This is a genomic window from Sphingobacterium alkalisoli, assembly GCF_005049105.1.
In the GTDB taxonomy this organism is placed as follows: Bacteria; Bacteroidota; Bacteroidia; order Sphingobacteriales; family Sphingobacteriaceae; genus Sphingobacterium; species Sphingobacterium alkalisoli.
In genome coordinates, this window is sequence record NZ_SUKA01000006.1 from 100,586 (window position 1) to 119,310 (window position 18,725).

Sequence of the window (18,725 nt, forward strand, 5' to 3'; positions counted from 1 at the left end):
ATGACTCAGGTATACTATATATAAAAGCACCTACTCCGGGTTATAATCTTGGCTAGTTTGCAATGGTAGCCACACTTCAATCTTAGTACCTTTTTTGTATGGGGATTCTATATTTATACTACCCTTTAACAGATCGACTTTATTGCGAATTGAAGAAAGTCCAATGCCATGCTGGTCGTTGTTGGTCGCGGTTATACCCTTCCCGTTATCGCTGACAAGAATGCGTACACCACTATTTTTTATCACTAGGTTCACCTCTGCCGCGGTCGCTTTCGCATGCTTTACTACGTTGATCATCAATTCCTGAACCGTACGGAAAATAGCCAGTTCTAAGTATTTATCCAATTTTATATCCCCTAACGATAGATTGCATTTAAGTTTTAAACCATCTTTTAGCTGATTACAGACGTCTTGAATAGCTGCATTCAGCCCGAATTCGGTTAAAACAGTTGGCATGAGTTCGTGCGAAATTCGCCTATTTTCCTTAATAGCATCACTTAGCAAGTCTCCTGTGTATTTTTTAGAATAGTTGAATATTTCTGGTTTTTCCAAGGCCAGCTTAGACGTTAAGTAGTCCAGGCTTAGCTTAGTTCCGTAGAGTAATTGGGCTAGCCCATTATGTAAGCTTTCAGATATCCGTTGCCGTTCTTCCTCTTGTGTATTCAATATAGCTTGTAAGATCTCCTGTTGGCGTTGTTCGGCTAGGCGTCTAATCTTATTTTCAGCCTCGTGTACTGCTGTTATATCGATGGTCACGCCAAGTATCCGTATTGGCCTTTTTTCTTGATTCGAAACCACTGTAGCTTTGAGGTGAAGAAGTTTGATTTGATCTCCTATCCTTATCTCCAGCGTCTCTTCAAACTCTGCATTACCTTTATAGAGGCATCGCACTATCTTTTTCGCAATTGGTCGACTTTTGGGAGTCGCATAATCGAGATAGATTTCAGGTCTAATGTATGTGTTTTTTGTTAAATCAAAAAGCTTATACATGCCATCAGACCATGTGAATACATCGTTCTCAAGGTCCAAATCCCAGCTACCACTCTTAGCCAACTCTTCCGATTGCTGCAGAAGGAGGTAATGGTTAAACCTTTCTTCTTCCCGCTGTTTTCGCTCCGTAATATCGATGTTAGTTGCTACCAATCCGTTTCCGGATTTAACGAACATGCAAGAAAACCATTTTCTAAACCCGTCGTAAGGATAATAATATTCTAATCCTTCAGGTTTACCGGTCTGCATCACCCGTAACATAACATTAAATAGGCCCGATGATTTAATGCCGGGGTATTCTTCCGCATACAACTTACCCACCAAATCCGTACGCTTGGTTTCACTTTCTAGCTTTCTATTTACGATCTTTATTTGAAAATCTGTGATATTCCCGTTGATGTCACGAATAGCTTCCAAGACAGACATTTGGATCAAGCTAGCGTCAAATACGGACTGCATTAAATGATAACTTTTCGTCAAAGCTTCGTCAGCGAGTTTTCGCGCAGTAATATCAGCTGTCGTACAGGCTACTCCATCACCCAGCTTAACAACTGACTGGTGAAACCATCCGTCGAATTGTTCATATGTGTAGTTCATTTCGTATTGCTGTGCAACTCCGCTTTCCACTACGTCTACGAAGTGCTGAAATATGCCGGTATGTAGCACTCCTGGATTACGCTGAAGTAACCGTTCGCCCATTATGCCGCCGTAAATTTTTTCCGCGGCTTGATTGACGAGTATCCAGATAAAATCGATGATTTTTCCTTGCTCATCTCTTAGCGCTTTGAATACCTGTATCATATCGAGAGAACTATCTAATGTTGCCTGCAGAAGATCTTTTGTTTGGCGGAGCTCCGTGGTACGTTCAATTACTGTATGCTCCAATAGCTGGCGGTATTGCACTTCATTTTCACGTATCGTTTTTTCGATGTTCTTTCGCTCGGTAATGTCGTTAAAAAGAATAGCTACATGATTTTTATTGGGCGGCTCCATTCGGTAGGCGTATACATCATACCATCGTCCCAATGCTGCAGCTTCTTCTTCGAAATGTTGGGGAATACCTGTTTTTGCAATTTCACCATAGATTCGAAACCAATATTCCTCATGTTCTGGTTTTAAATTCCGCATTGTGTTTCCCGCCACCTGATGAAGCCCGGTTTGCGCTTCGAAAGCCGGGTTAACCTCCAAAAATTTGTAATCTATTGGGTTATCGTCGGGATCAAATAGTACCTCCACAATGCAAAAGCCTTGATTAATCTTGTTAAATAGCGATAAATATTTAGTTTTAGTCCACTGATCCATTTTCTCATGTACACGAATTAATTCCTGCTCGTCAACGGCGGAGGTGTTTGGTGTTTTCGAATGAATGGATAAATCGTTGTCTGTTTTATCAAGTAAGGTTCGAATTGTTTTCTTTGTACTTACGGTGCCTCGTTCAGGAGCGCTCAGCTCAGTAAAAGATACTATTACGCCGCTTTTTGTTGGCGTAGCCGTCAGTCTGATCCACCTATCCTGCGACACATAGTCTAGAGTGGCAGTTTTGTGATCTTCTAAAGCCGCTTTTATCGGAATAGAGAAATCATTTATAGTTGAATCTGGAAAAATTTCCGATATCGTACGACCGAGGCAATCCATTTTCGTTCTACCTAGAAGTTCTAACGCAGACCGGTTAATATACTTGATTATTCCTGTGTTATCCAAATGAAAACACGCTATTGGAATAAGATCAAGAATTTCATCGCTTAAAGCCATCGGTTGGTAACTTATATATGTAATTTGTACTAAACTAGCGAAAGTTACATGTCGAAGCGTTCATTTTTGAGAAGGAATAAACACTTGTGATTTGTTTGTAGCCCTTGCATACTTGAAGAACAATTTAAAACAAGTATAGTTTTGTGACTGGCAAGTATAATGACATTTAGGGCGTGATGGGGTTACTTTCACGAGGGTTTATTTTCACATAATTCATAGGAGCTATGAATGTAATTATCGGATGAGGGTCATGTTCCGTATTCTATTTTTCTAAAATAAGTTGATAAAAAATCGATAGAAATTTGGATATTTATCGTATGTTTGCAACCGTGTTGCGATAGTGTACAGATGATCAGTTGCCGTACTTTCTACTGCAGGGCACAGAAAACTATATAATTTTATATGAATCCCATACTGATTATTCTTATTTTATTCTTACCAGCGCTCTTTAGTGGGCTATCGGTATTTTTTGTTAAAAGAGATAATTCTTCTTTGCTTAAACTTATCCTTTCGTTTAGTGGAGCATATCTTTTTGGTATTACAGTGCTGCATCTCATTCCCCACGTATACCAAGGAAATGAAACCACTGAAGGAGTAATTGGATTGTATATCCTTGGTGGATTCATTTTTCAGTTGGTGCTTGAACATTTCTCTCAAGGAATTGAACACGGGCATGTCCATCATGGAAATCATCATGCGTTCCCTCTTGCCATCATGATTAGTCTTTGTTTGCATGCGTTTTTAGAAGGAATGCCGTTAGCTTCGGGACAGCAATCCCAGTTAGTATTTGGCATATCTATCCATCACATACCGGCAGCATTTGCATTGGGCAGCTTATTGATCGCAACGAAGTTGTCGAAAAAGAAAATAGCATTATGCTTATTGATCTTTGCCTTTATGACACCGTTTGGATTTCTTGTTAGTAAAGGAATCAGCGATGGAAATTTAGGAGAAATACATCAATATTACGACAAGATTATGGCAGTGGTTATTGGTATTTTTTTACATGTTTCTACGACGATTTTATTTGAATCAGGATCAGCTGACCACCATACATTTAACAAAAGAAAAATGATAGCGGTGCTAATCGGAATTCTGTTAGCTGTCGGAAATTTGTTATTCGATGGTCACGATCATAATCACGACCATCATGGACATTCACATGAACATGAGTCTCACGACGGACATCAACATTAGCTTCGGAACTTTTTAGCGAAGTTTAAAACCCAGAGTGGTATAGACGAGTGGATAAAGGTTCATATTGGTATAAGTTATTGGAAAGGTAAGGGCGTGGGATATATTTCTGCGAAAGCTTTTAAGTGTCCTTCAACTTGAGAAATACCTTGAATGTGGACCCTTTGCCAGGTTCGCTTTCCACCGTAACTTTGCCGCCTGCATTCACTACGACTGTATAGACGAGGTACAATCCTACACCTGTCCCTTCCACCTCTACTTTCGCACGTCGAAATTTTTCAAATATAGATAGTTGGTCCTCTTTGCTTATACCAATTCCATTGTCGGCAATTTCGATAACCATAAAATTGTCTTTTGCATAGGTTCTGATCACTATTTCAGGACGAAGATCGGAGGCTGTATATTTAATAGCGTTGCTTAGTAGATTAAATAGCACGCTTCGCAGCTTGCGTCTAACAAACTTAATTTCAGAGACGTCAATCTCTTGTTTTATAATTGCACCCGATTCCATAATTTGTGGCGCAAGGGTGAGCCTCACATCTTCCAGTATATTTTGCAGATCAAGTAGTTCCTCAACAGATTGGTAGCGTTCTTTATTCCAATGCGCGCCCGCCATCTCATCGACAACCTTTTTAATCTCTATTATACTACTTGCCATGTTTTTCAACAATGTCGCATGCTGTTCTGCGTTCTTACCGGGCCTATTCAGCACCTGAATCGTTAAGTCTAGTGCTAAAATAGGATTTTTAATATCATGGGCAATGGTGTCGAGCAAAAGTTCATATTCGGCAATTAATTTTTCCTGTTCTTTAAGATCTTGGATACGATTCGTAATATTCACGAAAGTGATAATGACTCCATTCGTCCTGTTTTCCCTGCGGATGTGGTATGGCAATATGTTCATCTGATACCATCGTAGGTCTGTTGTCTGTATTTCTTTTTCCAAGATTTTACCTGTTGCAATGACGACCTTGATATTGTCAATAAGGGTAGGATAACGGAAGTGTTCCTTAATGTCTTGTATAGGTAAACCAATAAATTCGTGCTTAAGCGAGAATTGCTTCATAGCTGGTGGCGTAAATTTTTGCAACAGTAAATTAGCGTCGACGAATAATTGCGGGATGATTGTATTGCTGAAATAATTTTCAAGCTCTTCATTTAGTTCAGATTGTGATTTCATTTTCACTGTTTTCATAGAATAGTTATAAACTATCACAAATATCGAGCCTATAACACAAATATATATCGAGGTAGTGATGGTTTGTATGCTGTTTATGAAATTTTATTTAATGACATTAGGGTGTCACTAGATAAAATAAAAACATGCAATTTTGTTTAACATTGTTAAGTTATTTAATAGGTATACAACGTGGGTAGTAAAGAACGTATTCAGCGTCTTAAGGATGAAACTAGAATCAATATTCTTGAAGCTTCTCTTCAGATTGTGAAAGAAGAGGGGTGGCATGCCTTGAGTATGCGTAAGATTGCGGATATTATTGAATATACAGCACCCATGATCTATGAATATTTTGCGAACAAAGAGGCCATTTTAAATGAGCTGGCGAAACAAGGCCACCGTTTATTGGCTAAGCGCGTATTACAAGCGAAGGCTGACGCAAGTAGCTTGGAGGAGCAACTGGAAGCCATGTGGTTTAGTTATTGGAATTTTGCTTTCGAAGAACGCGAACTTTATCAGTTGATGTTTGGAATAGGAACGGCTTGTTGTAATGGCGAGAAAAGTGAAAAAGGCCGCCCAACTTTTGGAGATATGATTGCTGATGTCATTCGTGAGATCATGGTGGCACAAGACCCCTCAGAAGAATTAGTTTGTCGGAAATATTTTACATATTGGTCGGTTATTCATGGCCTGATATCTATTAATCTTGTTAATAAAGGAAATGGAGAGATAACGAATCAGCAAGTATTAAAAGACGCAATTTACGGCATTACACGTTCGCTTAACGACTAAAAAATTTTACCCTATTTACAACGTTGTTAAAAAATCTAACGATGTTAAATATAAATTATTAATAAGAAGTATATTACAAATTTTACCTGTTACTATTAAATACAAATTAGCCCAATCTATAGGTAAAAGCACCTGTATTATCAAGCACAATTAACGCTCAACACATATGAAAAAGCAAACAAGTACCAATTTTAAGAGAAAAACCGTTTCCATACTTAACGGTGTTAAATTTTCTAATTACGTAAAGATGTTATACGTTGTAAGTGTATCTTTCCTTTACAGCTGTTCGACAGGAACCAGTAAGCCTGTGGACTCGCCTCCACCCGCATTGCCTGTTATCACCATCTCCAGTGCAGATGAGACTGTCTATCAAGAATATCCGGCATCGATCGAGGGGGCAGCAAATGTCGAAATTCGTCCACAAGTGAGTGGCGCACTTGATCGAATTTACATTGACGAAGGCGCTAAAGTTCATCAAGGTCAACTTTTATTTAAGATCAACGACCGACCTTACCAAGAACAGCTCAACCAAGCAAAGGCTAACCTTCAGGCCGCCGAGGCGGCGCGCGAGAATGCCGAATTAGAAGTTGAAAAAAAGATACGTCTTGTGGAAAATAAAGTGCTGACTGATTTTCAGTTAAAAGCAGCACAAAGCGCATTAAGCGTGGCTAATGCGAGTGTGCAACAGGCTAAATCGGCTGTAGAATCTGCTAAGATTAACTTAGACTATACACAGATACGAGCAACTTCAGCAGGTTATATTGGTAGACTTTTAAAGAAGCAAGGTAGCTTAGTCAATCCTGCAGATGCGGAACCACTCACCCAGCTATCCGATGTACACACGTTACACGTGTATTTCTCTTTAAGCGAAAACGATTTTATTGACTTCAAGCGTGGTGTAGATGGACAAACATTAGAACAAAAACTACAGCAAGTGCCTCCCGTTGCCTTGGTCCTATCTGATCAAAGTATTTACGAACATACAGGGAAAATAGACATGGTCGACGGGCAATTCGATAAGAATACCGGTGCGATTACACTTAGAGCGACCTTTTCAAATCCCGCAGGCATCCTACGAAATGGAAACACCGGTAGAATAAGGCTTGAAAAGCAATACCATGAGATTTTACTTGTGCCACAACTAGCTACAGTGGAGATTCAGGACAAGATCTTCGTGTATGCTGTGAACGATGATCATAAAGTGATCCAACAACCGATCACGGTTGTCGGAAAAAGTGGAGAAAATTATCTTGTAGATAAGGGTCTAAAAAGTGGAGACCGCATTGTTTATAAAGGTATAGAGCTCTTACAAGATGGACAAGTTATCAATCCAGTAATAGCAGAAAAAGAAAATATTCAGTAACTTATTTAACGTACGCATCGCATGCTCAAAAAATTTATAGAACGGCCTGTACTGGCTACGGTAATATCGATCTTGCTTGTTATATTAGGCATTATAGGTATCCTGAAATTACCCTTACAACAGTTTCCCGATATAGCACCACCTGCTGTTCAGGTCACAGCCCTTTACCCGGGTGCAAATGCAGAAACGGTACTGCGAGCAGTGGCACCATCCTTAGAAGAATCAATTAATGGCGTTGAAAACATGAGTTACATGAGTTCAACAGCTAGTAATGATGGTACTTTGATGATCACTGTATATTTTAAACTAGGTACCGATCCCGATCAGGCCGCCGTCAATGTGCAGAATCGTGTTTCCCAAGCTACTAGTCAGCTCCCCACCGAGGTGATCCAAGCGGGGATAACCACAGCTAAACAGCAAAATAGCTTGATCATGGTACTCGATCTTTATACAGAAGACGAAGAAAAATACGATCAAACATTCATTACCAACTATGCGCAAATCAACATAATTCCAGAATTAAAGCGGATTCCGGGTGTTGGTCAGGCTGTTGCTTTCGGCGGTAGCAAAGACTATTCCATGCGCGTTTGGCTAGATCCTAGCCAGATGGCTACGTACAGGCTTACTCCAGCGGAGGTTATGGCAGCTATTCAAGATAAAAATATGGAAGCAGCTCCAGGTAAGTTTGGAGAAAATAGCCAAGAAGCTTTTGAGTTTGTTATTAAATATAAGGGAAAGCTAAATCAGCCTGCCGATTACGGTAATATCATTATTCGCTCCAATACTGATGGATCCATATTACGATTGAAGGATGTAGCACGTGTGGAACTTGGTTCCTATACCTACGCTAGCCATACCCGTATAGATGGCAAAGCAGGATTAAATATCGGTATAATGCAACTAGCAGGATCGAATGCAAACGAAATCCAAATAGCTATACAGGAATTTATGGACAAAGCGTCCTTGAATTTTCCAAAGGGCGTAAAACATCTCGTATTGTACAATACGAAGGATGCTCTAGACCAGTCCATAGACCAGGTAAAACATACATTGATTGAAGCCTTTATTTTGGTGTTCTTAGTCGTTTTCTTGTTTTTGCAAGATATTAGATCTACGTTAATTCCGGCTATCGCCGTACCTGTTGCAATCATCGGGACTTTCTTTTTCATGCAGCTCTTTGGTTTTTCGATTAACTTGCTCACGTTATTTGCCCTTGTATTAGCTATTGGGATTGTGGTAGATGATGCCATTGTTGTTGTCGAAGCCGTTCACAGCAAAATGGAACATGCACACCTCCCTCCCAAGTTGGCTACGACTTCAGCGATGGGAGAGATAACAGGAGCAATTATATCCATTACTCTTGTTATGTCGGCAGTGTTTCTACCTATCGGCTTTATGGAGGGGTCCACCGGTGTATTTTATCGGCAATTTGCCTTTACATTAGCTATTGCTATTGTTATATCTGCAGTAAATGCGTTGACGTTAAGTCCAGCCCTTTGTGCTTTATTTCTCAAACCGCTGCACAATGAAACTTCCGTTGACCATAAACTAGGTTTTAAAGAGAAATTCTTCACCGGATTTAATGTTGGTTTTGAGAAATTAACCAGCAACTATATCGGAAGCCTTCGTTTCCTAATTCGTCATAAATGGGTTGGCTTTTCAGGGCTTGCATTGCTGTTGGTATTAACGATCTTTATGGTAAGAAGAACCCCCACAGGCTTCATTCCTTCGGAAGATCAGGGTTTTATCGCTATCTCGCTGTCGATGCCGGCGGGAGCGTCATTAGATCGAACTTCCAAAGCGCTTCAAGAAGCAGAACAACAACTTCAGCATGCCGATTTTACGAAGACGCTTAATGTAATGTCCGGATTCAATATTCTAACTCAATCTACAAGTCCCTCGGCAGGAGTTGCTTTTATCTTACTAAAGCCATATGAGGAACGAGGTGAAGTAAAAAGCATTGAAGCAATTATGGCCGACGTCAACCAAAAATTGTCGGCGATAAAAGGAGCTAATTTCTTTGTCTTTACATTTCCCACTGTACCTGGTTTTAGTAATGTAGATGGCTTAGATATGGTTTTGCAAGACCGTAATGGTGGAGAGCTCAATAAGTTTAGTGATGTCGGTCAGGGGTTTATTGGGCAGCTCATGCAACGTCCTGAGATCATGATGGCTTTCACGACATTTAAAGCTGATTACCCTCAGTATGAATTTCAGATAGACGATATCAAGGCAGCGCAATTGGGTGTCAATACAAAAGACATACTGCAAACCGTGCAGGCCTATTTCGGAAGTGCTCAGGCCTCAGATTTTAATCGCTTTGGTAAATATTACAGGGTGATGGTACAAGCCGATTTTACAGATCGTACAGCTCCTTCCGCTATGGATGGGATCTATGTTAAAAACAAGAATGGAGACATGGTGCCCATCAGCACATTAGCAGAATTACATCGAGTTTACGGACCGGAGACTGCCTCTCGCTATAATCTCTTCAACTCTATAGGAATCAATGCTATTCCAAAACCGGGCTACAGTTCCGGTGATGCAATTCGCGCAGTGGAGGACGTTGCCCGTGAACACCTACCTACAGGTTACACGTACGAGTTCTCTGGGATGACCAAAGAAGAAATGATTTCTGGCGGACAGTCTACGATCATCTTCATCCTTTGCTTGATATTCGTGTATTTTCTGTTGGCGGCGCAATACGAAAGCTACATCATACCATTAGCTGTGATACTTTCTATCCCTACTGGGGTATTTGGTGTCTTTGCTGCCATAGGATTAACCGGAATTTCCAATAATATTTATGTACAGGTTGCACTTGTTATGCTTATCGGTTTGCTGGCAAAAAATGCTATTCTAATCGTTGAATTTGCTATTCAAGGTCGAAAGCGTGGGCAGTCGATCCCCTTCGCCGCATTGGAAGCAGCTAAATTACGCCTCCGGCCAATCATTATGACGTCGCTTGCTTTTATCGTCGGTATGATTCCTATGATGAGCGCCGTGGGGCCATCCGCGCAAGGTAACCATGCCATCAGTATCGCTGCGGCCGGTGGTATGCTATCCGGCGTCTTATTAGGACTTTTCATTATCCCAGTACTTTTCGTTGTGTTTCAATACCTGCATGAACGAATAGGTCGATCTCATGCAGATACCGAGGGTCACTTACCAAATGATGAGCAGCCTACTTTAGTAGCAACGACTCCTCTAAATTCTTACTAAAAACTATTAAAAGGAATTTCATGAAAATAAAAAGCAACTTTCTCTTTCCTCTTGCCATTTCTGCATCATTGTGGGCATGCCAAACGGCGAAGATAAAAAATGACACGGCGCTTTCTCTTCCCGAATCTTTTCGGACTGACCAGGTCGTTCATGTCGATAGTAGTATAGGCAATATCCCCTGGCGGGATTTCTTTCAAGATCCTATATTACAAGAGCTAATCGATACGGCTATACGACAAAATGTGGATATGCAACTTGCATTGAAGAATATTGAGTCTGCACGACTTCTGTTCAAACAGTCCAAAGCAGCGCGACTGCCTAGCTTGCAGCTTCAAATGCAAGCGAATAGCACCAATCCCTCCAACAACAGTTTGAATGGATTAAGTCTTGGGGAGTTCTTGGGGCAGAACCATATCGAAGACTATACCCTGGGATTTGGGTTGTCTTGGGAGGCCGATATATGGGGGAAGTTAAAAAGTCAAAAAGCAGCTACATTAGCTTCCTATCTTCAAACCGAAGAGGCTCGAAAAGCTATTCAAACAGAACTGGTGAGCCAAATCGCTAAGGGATATTATCAATTGCTTATGCTGTACCAACTTCATGATATCGCTCAACAGAACTTACTGCTGAGCGATAGTACACTGCAAGCTGTGCAGCATCAGTATGAAGTGGGCGATATGAATTTGCTAGCCTTAGAACAAGTCGCTGCCCAAAGACTATCGGCAGCTTCGCTAATTCCGGATTTTGAGCGGCAGATTTTACTTCAGGAAAATGCTTTGCGATTATTAAGCGGAGAGTTTCCGAAAGAAATCAATACCTCGGCCACACTTACGAATATAAATCTTCCTACGACACTGGATGTTGGCATTCCTGCCGCATTATTGAGTAAGCGTCCGGATATTAAACGAGCGGAACTTTCAGTTACTGCTTCCCAGGCTTATCAACATGTTGCTAAAGCGCAGATGTACCCTTCTTTAGCGATTACCGCCCAGGCCGGCGTTAATGCATTTAAGGCCAGCAATTGGTTTAATATCCCTGCGTCCTTATTTGGAGCTGTGGCGGGTAGCATTACGCAACCTATCTTTCAACGAGAAGAATTAAAAACACAATATGAACTAGCACGTGTCGAATATGAAAGAAGCGTAATCGAATTTCGACAGTCGGTTGTCAGCGCAGTTGGTGAAGTCTCTGATGCATTGATTGCCATACAGAAATTAAAGGTGCGCGAAGAAATTGTTCAGGATAAAACGGATAGATTAAAAGTAGCCGTGCAACATGCTGATCTCCTGTTCGAAACGGGTACGGCCTCTTATCTTGAAGTAATCACAGCACAAAGCAATGCCCTGCAAAGTGAATTGGAGCTTGTCCAAATCCGTAAAGCTGAGCTAGTAGCTGTCGTCGATTTATACAGATCGCTTGGTGGCGGTTGGTCGAACTAGTAATTTTAAAGTTCCTACGTGAGCTATTCTCGCGTAGGAACTTTAAATTATTATGGAATAAGACCTATGTAATATCACGCTGGTTATTTCCCTATTTTAGCTGTAGTTTTAAGAAAAGTATTAGGCATGTTAATTTCGTGTCTGTAAAAAGATAATTACCTCGTTAAACATCTAATAACAATGGAAGAATTACTTAAGGAAACATATGGAGGCATATTGGAGCAAGTATTGATTGAAGAAATCGCATCAGTGGCAAAATTGGTAGAATTTAAGGAAGGAGACGTTTTGATCGATATTGGAAAATATATCAGGACAATGCCTTTGTTAATCAGCGGTGCTATCAAAATAATGCGAGAAGATTTAGATGCAGGCGAATTGTTGCTGTATTTTATAGAAAAAGGCGACACTTGTGCCATGACACTAGCGTGCTGCGTAGGTGATAAAAAAAGTGAGATAAGAGCCGTTGCCGAAAATAACGGGCTCGTCGCTATGATACCAATTGCTAAAATGGAAGAATGGTTAGGGAAATATAAGAGCTGGCGTACGTTTGTATTCGAAAGCTACAATAATCGTTTTAATGAGCTCCTCACTGCCATAGATAATATTGCGTTTATGAATATGGATAAACGCCTTTATAAATATCTGCTGGAGAAAAAGAAGATTAACAGTTCCAATGTAATCTCCAATACCCATCAGGAAATTGCCTACGAACTCAACAGTTCGAGAGTCGTCGTCTCACGATTATTGAAAGCCTTAGAAAGGGAGGGCAGAATCAAATTGCACCGGAATAATATCGAGTTACTCGAGATTTCCTGAATGTAGCGCCCTTTATCTACTCCTCAATCCTCACTCTTAAATTCTCCGATCGTGCATTCACCGTCGGATCGTACATGCATTCAATCTGTGCGATGCCACTACTGAACACACCATTGTTGTTGGTTTTTACCTCGTACTCGTAGACATGACGACCTTTTGGTAAATAATCGAAAAAATAGTTGGTCGAAGCATCCTTGATCGTGAAATAATAACCTTTCCAGAACTGATATCCCGAAGGTTGATAAATCGGTTCAAATCCCGAAGCCCTTCCATCACGGAGGTGGACGTAGTTTAACGGTTCGTTATTGATGACGACCAATTGTATTTTGATCTTATCACCGGTTTTAAAAGAAGTGGTTTCAACCCATTCCGAATCCTTTTGGACGAATAGTTTTTTGGATACAGACACGTCCTTTTGCTCGGAACGAACCTCTTCCAACGGCGCAAAGTACTGATGATAAATTCCTCCATAAATTTTTCGGTTATTGTCGTTGGTTACTTTCACCATCTTGTCCTTAACCAATTCTTCCGAAAGCAAGACTTTTCCGACCTGTCCGAGTACCTTGTCATCAGTTACCACAACTTGACCGTCTATTTCGATGGTGACTGTATTGTCCAGCACGAAATCCTTAGGATTGTTTGCTAAGAGCAAAGCATACACAGCGTCCACGGTATTCCATGTTGTCTGCCAATGATTGTGTTGTTTACTGTAATAGACCCATTGCGTGATTTGATCAAGTTTTGTCGAATCGAGTTGTTTGTAGGCTTCGACCATATAGCTTTGTAGGCTCATACTGTTGTATCGACTGGCATTGCTTTCCCAATACATGCCGCGTTCTTGGTCGTAGATGACTTCCTGCATTATCCTGTTCTTGACCTCGATACTGGCGATTCGGTAATCGTATAAAGCGTTCACCAACCATGCCTTTGCGGCCAAACCTGCAGGCTGATTGGCTGTATGTGAAGCAGTAAGATCGATGTGTTTGCGTAACTGTTCTGTTTTTGCTGCAGGCAATACGTGTCGCTCATTCCATAAGGCGCGGACATATAGGTAGTCCAATACCAAGCTGGTAGCTGCTTTCGCTCGATAGATTGAAGTGTCTTGATCCAGAAAATGGATCAATTTATCACTTATCGTTGCAATGCGGTCGTTGATGAGGGATTGATCAAGCTTTCCTACTTTTCCAAATACCTCCAACAGGCGAAGAGACATGTGCGTATCAGACTTACCCCCTTCGAACCAACTAAATGCTCCGTTTTCGAGTTGTGCCTTTTCGAGTTTTGCTTCCAATGCACGAATATCAGAAGCGAAATCAGTTTTAAACAACTTGGCCAGGGATTTAACCTTCTGTTTATCATTTCGAATTTGTCTTAACCACGGCATTTCCTCTGCCAGTAGCTCACTCAATTTACTGTTCTCTTCCAGTTTTGAATCCACTTCATCCGGATTGATGCTATTGAAATAAGTGCTGATGGCTGGGTAATGCTTTCGGATATATTGCAACATGCTGATTCCGTACCATTTGCTAGCTGTTTGTTCATTGCATTCGTAAGGATAGTTTTTCAGATAATCCAATGCTGAGATAATTTCCAGTATGGGGTTACTTTGTACCTGCACCTTGGTGTGTAGGTTGTCTTTTCCCTGCGAGCGGATGGTGAAGGTTTTGTTTTGTCCAGCATCCAACACGATCTTTTTCGTGTCAGTAAGTAAGACACGGTTGGGCAGGATCGCTAATTCATGTACTTCTCCGTCCGAAAATTCGCCTGTCGCACCTACTACTTTGATTTGTACCGTTGAATAGCCTTTTGGTATTTGCAACATCCATGATACGGTACTATTTCCTTTAGCTGTTACTGAAAAATCACGTAAACCATTGTCTAAAAAGAATTTATGGGAAATCACTTCATTGTTCTCCGGGTTGATAATTTCCAATCGTGCTGTACCGATTTTTGCCGTATCATTCAGGTTTTGAACTTGTGTTGTGATCAAGATTTCATCTCCCTCGCGCAAAAAGCGAGGTAAATTCGGTCGCACCATTAATTGTTTTTGCGTTTGGCTGAAGAAGGTTGCCGTACCGGCTTTGAGATCTTCGGTATGGGCAAACAACATCACTTTCCAACGCGTCAAAGCCTCTGGTCCATCAAATTCGAAAGTGACATAACCATCCTTGTCTGTCAGTAGGGTAGGATAGAAGAAGGCCATTTCTTGAAGATTTGTACGAGCCCGGACTTGGTCGAGCTGTTCCAATTTATTTGCTTCCTTAGTCGTGATGATTACTACACCATTGGCAGCCTTGGATCCATAAAGTGCGGTCGCTTGAGCATCTTTTAGGATAGCGAGGTCATCGATATTTTGCGGATCCATTTTTTCAAGATCAAAATTTTCCCTTACTATTCCATCTACAACATATAAGGGCTGTGCGGAGTTTTTTGTTGCTGTTCCTCGAATAAAAAAATCCGCAGCCCTACCTTCTGTCTGGGGAGATGCGTTGCCATATCCCACAGTAACCACTTCATCTACGGTTGCGAAACTTGGGAAATTGCCGTACTGCAAAATACCAACGCTTCCTGAAAACAATCCATAATTAATAAATACGGGAGGGTTTTCAAAGATGCTATATCCACCTGTAGGTTTATAGAAAAGTGTATTGCTCGTTGTTGGGTTATTAAATAGCCCCAAATTCCATCCTGTGTGGATGCTGTACCAGCGGCGATAGTTTTCCGTTGCAAAAGCGATAGGAAAGTTGTTTCGGGCAAAGTGATCCAAAGCTGTATCATACATGGAGGCCAATATTTCAGCTTTGGAGGCTGCATCTTTGTTCTTGATTGTAAAACTCCAGGTCTCTTTCTGCCCTGGAGTAATCTTATCGCGGAATGTACGAACCTGGATATCGAGGGATTTGTCGCTTCTCACGATAGGGATATTGACCCTTCGTGTCACAATTTTATTTTCCTGTACCATCATGATTTCAAACCACGTGTTGTATTGGAGGTCCTGTTCGGTTATCCTATGCGTATAGGAAGCACGTCCCTTTTTAAAAGGAATAAACTCAACGCGACTTTTAGTATTACCCTGTACTCTCCAAAGAAATACTCCAGTAGCCTGTTCAAAATCTGTTTGCAGATTGAGAAGGACTTGTTCTTCGAGCTCATAGCCCGATTTGTCGGTGCGCACGGTGAGAAAGTCCTTGTCCGATATTTTATTTTCGCCTTTAGAGAGAACCTGTATGTTCTGACTGGTTTTCGTGGTATCTACGCCTTGGAGCGTGTAGGCCTCTATAAGATATGAACCATTTTCATAGCTGTTTTCAAGCCGAATGGTATCGGTATCGTCACTGTCAAACGTATAGGTGCCTATTAATGTTTTCGGTCTATCTATTATCAAATCCAATTTGTCGAAGTACCACGGGAAATACTTCTGATAGGTTGCGGTATCCAAAATATGGTATTCGGTATGGAAATCAAAGGTCTTTCGGTCACTCTGAATAATATTTGGGTTCTCATATTTATAGATATGTATTGTCCCCGAGGCCGACATAGGATGCCCGTTCGGATTACTCGTCTTGATCACCAAATTATTCCATTCTCCTTCCACCGCTATTCCCGATGTAACAACGGCAACATGTAGCGGTTTGTCTGAATAACGATAAGATCCAGTTCCAGTTTGAATTTCGCCCGTTTCATTGATGGCCTCTGCTTGGAATTGTAATGTTAAGTCGGACTGGTTCCTAAATACCGTATCCATAAAAGGAATACGGAAGGTAAACTTGCCATGGGCGTCGGTCGTCGTTACAGAATCTAAATAAGTGATTTGACGATAGGTCTGGTTATCGTAGAATGACACCTTATAATTAACGGTAATATGAGATAAGCTCGCTCCAGATAGACTTTCAGCAGTACCTGTAAAAATAGCCGTATCTTGTTTAGTGTAGGTTTGCACATTTTCTGTCAAGCTCACCTTGAACGTGGGCCTTTTATACTCTTCGACCGAAAATGTTTTTGCTGACAACCGCTTGTTGTCTTTATGTATTTCTAGATGAAATGAGCCGTTCAATGTCTTTTTTGGGATACGAAAGCTGCCATGTACCGACCCGAAAGCAGTAGTCGTCAGATTCAGTGTATCAATGGACTGGCGATTGGCATCTTTCAATACTATTTTTATCGATTCACTCGGTACCACCATACCTTTCAATACGTCTTTTGTATAGACAATTGCTTTAAAAAAGACTTCTTGCCCCGGTCGGTAAATTGCGCGGTCAGTAAATAGTAAAGCATCGTTTTGAAGTCTTTCTTCCTTGCGCTCCTCGCGTAGATGCTTCGGGATATCATTAAGATGATTCAATGTGATCAAATGGTTTTCTTCCGGAATGAACAGGTATAGGTCTTCCAGATCGTACCTGTTTTCGTCGTAGTCAGCCAGGTAATCAAATTCACCGTTCTTATTGGTCCGTAGCGAACCTACTTTCGTCAATACATCCTCTTCAAGATAGTACAAATCCAGCTGTTTGTTGCTATAGGGTAAGCCATTTTTTCGGTTTACCATCAGTGTGGTATAGCGGTAGTCGGTAGCCTGAATGCCCTTGTCTTCAATGGTGGGCGAAACCAATAGGTCGCTTACCACAAGACCTCCTTGTGATACATCCTGATCTTGCCCGTTGTCTTTGAATTCGGGATTGTTGGCTATTAATATGATGTAGCTTCCATAAGGCAAGGGATTGATTTTGAAGTTAGTGTTGTGGGTTTGATAATCAGCAAAAGTTTTTAACCCTATTTCCTCTTCGTAAACCAGCGTGGCCTTTAGGTTCACCTGTTGCGTTAGGCTGTCGTACAGCGTATGGTATTCCTTAAAATTTTCGGGTTTATTGCTGGTATTATACACCCTTATGAAGACCTTGTCAGCGTTCAATGCGTTGATTTTGATAGGTATGTATTGTCCGCTCGGGGCAAAGTTTGGCAATTCAAGAGATAAGGTTTTTTGAGTCAGTTCATTGTATAGATTCTTTGCATCTTTTAGCCAAGGAGATTTTGGATACGCATTAATGGCTTCGTTTAAATAGTCGACGGCTTCCTTGTTTTTACCTCTCTGTCGTTTTTGAGCGTCGGCGAGGAGGAGCAGGATATGAGAGTTGTAATCAGCCTGTTGTTCCTTGATCAGCTTTTCGATTTCCTTTTGATATGTCAGAATCTCCCAGGTACGATACCGGGCATACGGACGAAAGGTAAGGTAAGCATCCGCATCATTATAATTTCTTTCGGAGTTTGTTTTTTGTAACGACTGAATAAAATGTGTGCCTTTATTCTTTTCTTGGGGATAGGATGCATCTAGAAAATCCAGGTAATTGTAGGTCAGCAGATGATAAATGGTAGGCGCCAAGGTCCGGTTTTTGAGGTCAGCTACCATGGCTTTCCACTTATCGATGGATTCCTGGACAAGGAGTGTTTTATTGTCCAATGATGCCCTGAAAAGAGAATCAATATGTACTTTTCTTTTGTCCAGGTCCCAAGTTAGAAAGCCGTGAGCAGATTCAACACGGCTGAGGTAAGACTGCTGAAAAAGAAAAGAGGCATACACGTTTTGTAGTACTTTTTTTTCCAACAGCGAGGCCTTGTCGATATGAGAAAGTAAATGCTCCTGTATATGATAAAAAGCTGAATCATTACGCATATTGGTTGTTAAGGAATGATGTTCGGCTAGCACAGCTTTTATCCATTCTGGACTATTGCTTTCTGCTCGCGCTTTCGCTTTTATGGATGCGATAAGTGGGGAAGTCTGCTGGTAGTTTTTAATGCTTATCAAGCGATCTACTTCCTCCCATTGGGATTTAAAATCCTGACCGGTGGCTAAAAGAGGTACGAGCAGTAAAAGAGATATAACGATTCGTTGCATAATGACAGATACAAATTCCATACAAAGTACTCAATATTTAGGAAGGGATGCAGATAAATTGAAAATTCCATAATTCGGGTAGTAAATTTTTTG

General features: G+C 41.0%; 9 protein-coding genes. 6 read left to right on the top strand and 3 right to left on the bottom strand.

The window, feature by feature from the left end; all coding sequences use genetic code 11:
* Positions 1 to 30: 30 nt before the first annotated feature.
* Entirely contained in the window at positions 31 to 2,742 is a 2,712-nt protein-coding gene (locus FAZ19_RS17845) for a PAS domain-containing protein (protein WP_136822117.1), read from the bottom strand.
* A gap of 402 nt (positions 2,743 to 3,144) precedes the next feature.
* Between FAZ19_RS17845 and FAZ19_RS17850 the strand changes: the two genes are divergently transcribed.
* Positions 3,145 to 3,939 carry a ZIP family metal transporter gene (locus FAZ19_RS17850; RefSeq protein ID WP_136822118.1) on the top strand — a complete coding sequence of 265 codons (795 nt, stop codon included), beginning with the start codon at positions 3,145 to 3,147 and terminating at the stop codon, positions 3,937 to 3,939.
* Positions 3,940 to 4,057: 118 nt separating this feature from the next.
* Here FAZ19_RS17850 and FAZ19_RS17855 read toward each other — a convergent pair whose 3' ends face one another.
* Positions 4,058 to 5,131: a sensor histidine kinase gene (locus tag FAZ19_RS17855; protein WP_136822119.1), complete on the bottom strand. Its 1,074-nt coding sequence runs from the start codon at positions 5,129 to 5,131 to the stop codon at positions 4,058 to 4,060.
* Between the two features lie 174 nt (positions 5,132 to 5,305).
* Between FAZ19_RS17855 and FAZ19_RS17860 the strand changes: the two genes are divergently transcribed.
* The 5 genes from FAZ19_RS17860 to FAZ19_RS17880 all read left to right on the top strand — a co-directional run bounded on the left by FAZ19_RS17860 (position 5,306) and on the right by FAZ19_RS17880 (position 12,745).
* On the top strand, positions 5,306 to 5,905 hold the full coding sequence (locus FAZ19_RS17860) for a TetR/AcrR family transcriptional regulator (RefSeq protein ID WP_136822120.1): 600 nt from the start codon (positions 5,306 to 5,308) through the stop codon (positions 5,903 to 5,905).
* Between the two features lie 166 nt (positions 5,906 to 6,071).
* Positions 6,072 to 7,268 (top strand): efflux RND transporter periplasmic adaptor subunit, encoded by a 1,197-nt coding sequence (locus tag FAZ19_RS17865; RefSeq protein ID WP_136822121.1) that lies wholly within the window; start codon positions 6,072 to 6,074, stop codon positions 7,266 to 7,268.
* Positions 7,269 to 7,289: 21 nt separating this feature from the next.
* On the top strand, positions 7,290 to 10,490 hold the full coding sequence (locus FAZ19_RS17870; RefSeq protein ID WP_136822122.1) for an efflux RND transporter permease subunit: 3,201 nt from the start codon (positions 7,290 to 7,292) through the stop codon (positions 10,488 to 10,490).
* A 20-nt stretch (positions 10,491 to 10,510) separates the two neighbouring features.
* Positions 10,511 to 11,929, top strand: coding sequence for an efflux transporter outer membrane subunit (locus tag FAZ19_RS17875; protein WP_136822123.1), 1,419 nt, complete (start codon positions 10,511 to 10,513; stop codon positions 11,927 to 11,929).
* Positions 11,930 to 12,109: 180 nt separating this feature from the next.
* Complete coding sequence (locus tag FAZ19_RS17880; RefSeq protein ID WP_136822124.1) at positions 12,110 to 12,745, top strand: Crp/Fnr family transcriptional regulator; 636 nt, start codon at positions 12,110 to 12,112, stop codon at positions 12,743 to 12,745.
* Between the two features lie 16 nt (positions 12,746 to 12,761).
* Here FAZ19_RS17880 and FAZ19_RS17885 read toward each other — a convergent pair whose 3' ends face one another.
* A complete protein-coding gene (locus FAZ19_RS17885; protein WP_136822125.1) occupies positions 12,762 to 18,653 on the bottom strand; it encodes an alpha-2-macroglobulin family protein in 5,892 nt (1,963 codons plus the stop codon).
* Between the last annotated feature and the right edge of the window lie 72 nt (positions 18,654 to 18,725).

What these genes read in the sequence shown, in the direction of transcription:
- FAZ19_RS17885 (WP_136822125.1), bottom strand. Translation starts at nt 18,653, where the DNA reads ATGGAATTTGTATCTGTCATTATGCAACGAATCGTTATATCTCTTTTA.
- FAZ19_RS17855 (WP_136822119.1), bottom strand. Translation starts at nt 5,131, where the DNA reads ATGAAAACAGTGAAAATGAAATCACAATCTGAACTAAATGAAGAGCTT.
- FAZ19_RS17865 (WP_136822121.1), top strand. Translation starts at nt 6,072, where the DNA reads ATGAAAAAGCAAACAAGTACCAATTTTAAGAGAAAAACCGTTTCCATA.
- FAZ19_RS17850 (WP_136822118.1), top strand. Translation starts at nt 3,145, where the DNA reads ATGAATCCCATACTGATTATTCTTATTTTATTCTTACCAGCGCTCTTT.
- FAZ19_RS17845 (WP_136822117.1), bottom strand. Translation starts at nt 2,742, where the DNA reads ATGGCTTTAAGCGATGAAATTCTTGATCTTATTCCAATAGCGTGTTTT.
- FAZ19_RS17880 (WP_136822124.1), top strand. Translation starts at nt 12,110, where the DNA reads ATGGAAGAATTACTTAAGGAAACATATGGAGGCATATTGGAGCAAGTA.
- FAZ19_RS17875 (WP_136822123.1), top strand. Translation starts at nt 10,511, where the DNA reads ATGAAAATAAAAAGCAACTTTCTCTTTCCTCTTGCCATTTCTGCATCA.
- FAZ19_RS17870 (WP_136822122.1), top strand. Translation starts at nt 7,290, where the DNA reads ATGCTCAAAAAATTTATAGAACGGCCTGTACTGGCTACGGTAATATCG.